Origin of the sequence: Campylobacter sp. BCW_6466, from assembly GCF_001762835.1 — a bacterium.
Classification (GTDB): Bacteria; Campylobacterota; Campylobacteria; order Campylobacterales; family Campylobacteraceae; genus Campylobacter_D; species Campylobacter_D jejuni.
Window position 1 is genome coordinate 1 of record NZ_MJXO01000061.1, and the last position, 6301, is coordinate 6301.

Consider the following 6301-nt stretch of genomic DNA (forward strand, 5'->3'; position numbering starts at 1 on the left):
TTTATAAACGCAATTTGCAACCATAACAATGAACTTGTTTTAGAATATCTTAAAAATGGTATGAGTGCAACTAAAGAATGCATGGGCGAAGAACCTATGTTTTATGCAATAACTCATAATAATTTTGGAGCGATTTTACTTTTATTAAAATACGGTGCTATTTTAGATAAAGAGTATCTAGAAGAAAGCAATAAAGATTTTAGCAAAGAAGCTCTAAAGTTTTTAAGCTCTTTGCTAAAATAAAAGAGAATATAAAAATATTCTCTTAGCTTTTAAAAATTCATAATCAAAAGCTCTTTACTTTCTTTTCTTTTTAAAACATTATTATTTAAAGAATACCTTACTTTTAATTCCTTAATATTAAAATCTTTATAAAGCTCTCTTATAAGCTCACAATCATTATAAGAAAGCATAAATTTACCTTTGATATTTTTAAGCAAATTACATAAAAGTTCATGTTCTTTTAGCCCAAAACCTCCTGTGTTTTTATAATAATTCTCAGTCCCTACATAAGGTGGATCTAAATAAAATAAAGCTTCATTGTAATCATATTCTTTTAAAATATATTCAAAGCTTTTATTTTCAATACTGGCATTTTTAAGTCTTTTTGTATGTAAGCTAAAGTCTCTATATAATCTTTTGGGTGCTCTTTGTTTACTCATAGCAAATTGTCCCATACTTGATCCAAAAGAAGTACTGATAAGATAAAAATAAAAAGCAGCCCTTTCTAAGTCATTTCTTGGCTTAATTTCTTTATTTTTAAGCATATGAAAGATTTTTCTACTTATTATCATAGAATTAAGCACATTTGCTAGACTTTGGGGTTTATTTCTTATACAAAGATGTAAATTAATAAGCTCGTCGTTAATGTCGTTAATGACTTCTATTTTTGAAGCGCTTTTTTGATAAAAAACACTTAAAGCTCCACCAAAGACTTCAATATAGCTTTTATGCTCAGGCATTAAAGCGATGATTTCTTTAGCTAAATAGTTTTTACCACCCACCCAAGCAAATGGAGCTTTTAGTGTAGTTCTTGTAGGTTTAGTAAGTGTGCTAGTTTTTAGAAATTTGTCTGTATTATTTTTCATACAAACTCCTTTCAAAATAAAATTAAAAAAGCTTTGCTTTAAAAACAAAGCTATAATGCTTTTGCTAGTTTTTAGAAAAAGGAAGACTTTAGTCTTCCTTGCCATCACTTCTTAACAATTTTTTCAATAAAATCCTTAGTATCTTTATAAATCACACTTCTTATACTTGGGTGCAAGACTTTGTTATTATCTATGGGTAAAAAAGCTCTTTGAGGAATTTTTCTTTTTCTGTTTCCCCATTGATGAACATAACCATATTTAAAGCCATTTTTAGTCTGTATATTATTAAAGACTTCTACTCCGCTTTTGGTAGGTTCGCTTTGCCAATTTAAAGCATTACTTAAATCCCCATCTCTTTTTAAAATTCCTTTATTCTTACCATCTTTTATCTTTTGTTTTATGGTAGCTGGTTTTAAGCTTTGCCATTTTCCATTAAAAATACTGCGTTCGTTTTTAAAAGAGTCTATAATACTATTTCTTATACTCTCTCCAGCACTCGCCATAATGCTTTGCCCGTGTTTATCCATATCTATTAATTTATCACAAGCTTTAAAAAAGTTTTCAAGCCCTTTTATTTCTATATATTCACTCATATTTTATCCATAAATTGTAGTGTTCATTTTGTTTTGTTCTTGCTTTCTTAAAGCGTCAAATACACTTTTTTGTATAGTATTTGCAAATTCTTGCATATTAAAATTGCCATCTTTAGTCGCTATGTTAAAAGTACCATTAACACTTATATTGATATTGCCATTATTAAAGCTTGGAGTATGATTTATACTTTTTGTCTCAGCTAATTCATCTTTATAAGTGTTTGTAGTAAAGACTTTTTCTTTGTTTTGTTCACTTTGGCTTATCTTAACTTCTTCATCATCTCCAAGCCCTACAAAATCAAGAGCATCTTTTATAAAGCCACTTATAGATGAGATCATATCTCCTACCCAAGAAAGCTTAGAAGCAAACCAATCAAATAAAGAACCAAAAATACTATAAAAGAAATCCCCAACACCTTGCCAAATAGAATTTAAAAACTCAGCTAATGGAGAAGCAACACTCATAATAATATCTTTAAAACTTGTAAATACAAGGGCACATTTATCAAATACTGCTTTAATGACATTGTATATAGGCTCCCAAACAGGTTTAAGCCATTCTATAAAAGATTTAAACCAAGACTTAACCTTATCCCAATTTGCAATAATAAGCCCAGCCACTATTGCAATGCCCCCTAAAATAAGACCAATGGGATTACTCATCATAGCCATGCTTAACACTCTAATACCAATAGCTACGGCTTTAAAAACTTTATTAAGCCCACCTAAAACAAAAGATAAGGCTTTAAGGGAGGTTGTGTAAATAGTAGTTGTGACGGTTTTTGCTTTTAAAGTAATATTAGATAATATACAAGAATTACGAAAAGCTAAAAGATGTATTCTTGTTTTAATCAAAGCACTTTTAAGTAAAATGGTGCAATCTTTAAGATAGTTTTTAGCAATAGCATAAGCTAAAACCGCAGGTTTGGCGAGCAAAAAAACTGTTGTAGCTGTAGCTACGATGGTACTAAGCACTGGAAATTTTGAAAGTAAGGTATCTACTATATCAATTACAAAGCTAAATCCTGAAGCGACTAATTTAACTACAGGGAGTAAAGCATCTGAAAATTTAATCGCCAAAGCACTTATATTATTTCCTAAAATTTTTAATATAGAAGCTGTAGTCTCACACTTATTAATAAGCTCTTTATCCATTGAACCTTTCTTCTCTTCTGAATTTGTCATCTTTAAAAGCTCTTGATAACGATCATAACCATTAACTAAAGTTGCCATAGCTCTAATCGTGCCACTATCATTGCCAAAAATATTAGTAATAACACCTATTTGAGACTCTTTATCAAGCGTTTTTATTCGTGAAAGTAAAATATTGATTGCTTCTTGCGAATTTCGATTTAAAGCTTTTTTCATAAACTCCCCGCTAAGACCTAATTGTGAAAAAGCTTCTTCTGCCTTAGCTCCTAAAGTATCAGCAGTTGAAAGTTTAGTAAACATGCTAGAAATAGCAGTCCCTGCAACTTCAGCTGGGATCTTTACTTCATCAAGCGTAGCAGCAAGAGCTGCCATGTTTTCTCTTTGAAGTCCTATAAGATTTCCCATTCCTCCAATTCTGCTCACAATATTTACTATATTTTTGGCATCACTTGAACCTTTATCAGCTAAATAGTTAATGCTATCACCCAAATCTTTAATGCCTTTAACATCGGTTTGAAGGTTTGCCATAAGACCGCCTATGGCTTCTCCTGCTTCATTGGCACTCATTTCAAAAGCAACACCCATAGCAGTAGCAGTTTTACCAAACTCCAAAGCTTCTTTAGAGGCAAGACCAAGTTTTCCACCCTCTGCCACTATATTTGCAATTTCTTCTGCTGTCATAGGAAGTTTTTTGGATAAATCTAAAATATCTTGTTTTAAGCCTTCTAGTGTATGACCTTCACTAAGATCTGTTACTTTTTTTACATCAGCCATAGCACTTTCAAAATCAATACCAACTTTTATACTTTTCCCTACAATACCACCACTTATTATATTTCCTAGAGAAAAAAGCTCATCTTGCAAACCTTTTCTTTGAGCTTTTAATTCCGCTCTTAAATTGGCATTGAGTTTAAGAGTGTTTAATTCTTTTTGCAATCCACTAATGCCGAGTTTAGTTTTTGCTGCTATTTTTTCTAAATTGCTAAAATCTTTAACCACCTTGCCAACGGCACTTGCGTTTTTAATCGCTAGTCCTAAAATAACACCAATTCCAATACTTCCAGCATTTTCCATATTCAACCCTTTTTAAGCGATTGTATTTTAAAATCTTTACTATGAAAGTTTTAAAATTTATTAACGATGATATAATTTCACATATTGCCTTATTATTAACAACGCTCATACCTGCTTTTTACATAAGCTATCAAAGTGCAAGTGATGGTTTTTTTAATACAATGGCTATTTTTATTTTTTCTTATTTTGCAAGCATTATCATAACTGCTATTTTAGTGATGATTATGCCACCCATTGCTTTATTGCTTATTTTACCCACTTGGCTAATTGTAATAAGTTTAGATTTTATTCTTTTTGCTATTTTAAAAATTTATTTTTTGAAAAATAAAACAATCAAAAACTCTTAGCCTTTAAAAATTCTTTTGAAATTGCTAAAGCTTCTTCAAACTCATCTAAGCTTAAATCTAAAACTTCATTTAATCCCCAATGCAAAGTATGACTTATAAGAGCTATAGCCTCTAAGCTATAACTCCTGCTTCTATCAAAAAATCTTTAAGAGCGTCCTGTAAAGCTTTAAAATCTTTAAGATTCAAATCTTCAATTTCACTTTCTTGCTTATTAGTAAGTGTAGCTATCATATAAATAGTTTGCTCCATTTCTTTTTCACTTTTATTAGCGGCGTTTTTGAGTACACGCACATTTGGTTCTCTCATTTTTAATTCTTCACCATTTTCTAATTTGATTATTTTTTCTTTCATTTTTCTTTCCTTTTTTCCTTCTTTATGGCGGAAGTAATTCCGCCTGAGAAGCAACTAAAGGCTTCCCCACCCATTGCTACGCAATGCCCTAAAAAGCCAAACTTTAATCCTAAAATCCCAGTATTGTTAATTAAACTCCGATTAATCAGTGTTTAAAGGGTTAAATTGCTTCTTACATCACTCATCATATCCACCCCATTTATCATTAAAATAGTGTTTTTATGATCGTAGGTAATGATTGGAATGTTATTGCGGCGTTGCATGTAAAAATGAACTGCCATTTTAATTTCAGCTTCCACCTCTTTTCCACTTTCATGATCGCTTTCACTTATGCTTATAAACTCTCCTAAAAACTCAGCACTAATACCATAGTTTTTTCCGCCTTTGTGAACACTTTCTTTAAATAATAAAGGAGCTTTAATCTCGCTAAAAGTAGTATGAAAGAAAGCCGCATAAAGCACAGGATCAACAACGGCTAATTTAAAGCTAATTTCTAAAGGCTTTAAAACCCCGCTACTATAATTTGCTCCTAAAACTCCTTTAGTTTCAATCATCTCTTGTTCTATGTCAGGCAATTTTAAATTTCTAACTACCCCAAGATAACCTTGTCCATCTATATAAATATTACCTTCCTGTATAACTTCGCCAATTATTCTTTTCATTTTTATTTTCTCCTTGTAAAAATTTATTAACTATCCGCACTAATAGTTTTAATCAAATCACTCGCCCATTCATCAGAGTAGATGAACTCTAAAGTGATTTGTTTAACGATTGGATTATTCATCATTTTTATATTTAGATAAAACTTACCAGCACTCACATTGGCATCTGTGTTTCTTTCTTCATCCCAGCTTACCTCATAGCCAATTAAAACCTTAGCTCCTTTTAAATCTCTTAGCAATTCTTCAATGCTGATTTTTATAAAATATAATTCACTTGCTTTTTTATCAATAGCTTTAAAAGCTGCTTTTTGTCCTGCTAGGGCTATACGATCAAAAGTTCTTACACGAGCTAAATCTTGCCAAATCGTATCTTCATGGCTAGTTTCCCCACCCCAAGAGCGATAACCTTCACTTAAAATACAAGTTGAAATATGAGCGTTTCTTAGTCTTTCTGCATCACAATCAAAGCCATTGATAAACTCTATAAAATACTCTGTGCCAGTAACCCCATTCATCACTCTATTTGAGTAAGAATCACTAAAGCCATATTCTTTATCTCCATCTGTATGAGCTATTAAACCTGCGATGATAGGAGATTGTGGAACATAAGCGTATTTTCCTTGTGTATTTAAGATTTGAACCTGTGGCCAAGTGGCAATTAATCTTTTAGAGCTAAAAGCCTCCATTGTATTAATAGCTTCGCCAACATTTGTAGCGTAAAGATCCACAATAGCTGTGATATTCATAGAACTTGCCACACTTTCAAGCTTAGCCTTTACTCCTGCTTCATGTGAGTAATAAGGAGCAATGATTAAATCAGGGCTAAAACCTGTTTTATGCTTTGCTTTTTTAAAAGCTTCTATGGCATTAACAATATTGATTAAAGTGTTTTCACTTTCCTCGCTTTCTTCAAAAAAACTAATAATAATTACATTACTTACATTTTGTAGATTGATACATTCTAAAGTATCTAAAAGTCTAAAATCTTGTAAGTTATTTTCTTTGATTAAATCGTTTACAAATTCTTTTGCTTT

Annotated in this window: 8 protein-coding genes; 2 read left to right on the top strand and 6 right to left on the bottom strand. The window is 31.2% G+C overall.

Features of this window, described 5'->3' with window-relative positions:
- Nucleotides 1-243 (top strand): hypothetical protein (locus AJ887_RS06285; protein ID WP_070284967.1); only part of this gene is annotated, 243 nt, incomplete at its 5' end.
- A gap of 29 nt (nt 244-272) precedes the next feature.
- Here AJ887_RS06285 and AJ887_RS06290 read toward each other — a convergent pair.
- From AJ887_RS06290 to AJ887_RS06300, 3 genes are all read right to left on the bottom strand, one after another.
- The gene (locus AJ887_RS06290) at nt 273-1088 is read right to left on the bottom strand and encodes a DNA adenine methylase (protein ID WP_070284965.1); all 816 of its coding nucleotides are present in this window, start codon (nt 1086-1088) and stop codon (nt 273-275) included.
- Nucleotides 1089-1192: 104 nt separating this feature from the next.
- Nucleotides 1193-1681, bottom strand: a complete 489-nt coding sequence (locus AJ887_RS06295) for a phage virion morphogenesis protein (protein ID WP_032593229.1) — start codon at nt 1679-1681, stop codon at nt 1193-1195.
- A 3-nt stretch (nt 1682-1684) separates the two neighbouring features.
- A complete protein-coding gene (locus tag AJ887_RS06300; protein WP_070284991.1) occupies nt 1685-3907 on the bottom strand; it encodes a phage tail tape measure protein in 2223 nt (740 codons plus the stop codon).
- 41 nt (nt 3908-3948) lie between these two features.
- Here AJ887_RS06300 and AJ887_RS06305 point away from each other — a divergent pair, with 41 nt between their 5' ends.
- Nucleotides 3949-4254 (top strand): hypothetical protein, encoded by a 306-nt coding sequence (locus AJ887_RS06305; RefSeq protein ID WP_002865378.1) that lies wholly within the window; start codon nt 3949-3951, stop codon nt 4252-4254.
- Nucleotides 4255-4365: 111 nt separating this feature from the next.
- Here AJ887_RS06305 and AJ887_RS06310 read toward each other — a convergent pair whose 3' ends face one another.
- From AJ887_RS06310 to AJ887_RS06320, 3 genes are all read right to left on the bottom strand, one after another.
- A complete protein-coding gene (locus AJ887_RS06310; protein WP_070284993.1) occupies nt 4366-4605 on the bottom strand; it encodes a phage tail assembly protein in 240 nt (79 codons plus the stop codon).
- A gap of 152 nt (nt 4606-4757) precedes the next feature.
- Complete coding sequence (locus AJ887_RS06315; RefSeq protein ID WP_021358136.1) at nt 4758-5267, bottom strand: phage major tail tube protein; 510 nt, start codon at nt 5265-5267, stop codon at nt 4758-4760.
- A 26-nt stretch (nt 5268-5293) separates the two neighbouring features.
- Nucleotides 5294-6301: phage tail sheath family protein (locus tag AJ887_RS06320; protein ID WP_070284995.1), on the bottom strand; the 1008-nt coding region annotated here is incomplete at its 5' end.

Coding starts and splice junctions, on each gene's coding strand:
- AJ887_RS06300 (WP_070284991.1), bottom strand. CDS start 3,907: ATGGAAAATGCTGGAAGTATTGGAATTGGTGTTATTTTAGGACTAGCG.
- AJ887_RS06315 (WP_021358136.1), bottom strand. CDS start 5,267: ATGAAAAGAATAATTGGCGAAGTTATACAGGAAGGTAATATTTATATA.
- AJ887_RS06305 (WP_002865378.1), top strand. CDS start 3,949: ATGAAAGTTTTAAAATTTATTAACGATGATATAATTTCACATATTGCC.
- AJ887_RS06310 (WP_070284993.1), bottom strand. CDS start 4,605: ATGAAAGAAAAAATAATCAAATTAGAAAATGGTGAAGAATTAAAAATG.
- AJ887_RS06295 (WP_032593229.1), bottom strand. CDS start 1,681: ATGAGTGAATATATAGAAATAAAAGGGCTTGAAAACTTTTTTAAAGCT.
- AJ887_RS06290 (WP_070284965.1), bottom strand. CDS start 1,088: ATGAAAAATAATACAGACAAATTTCTAAAAACTAGCACACTTACTAAA.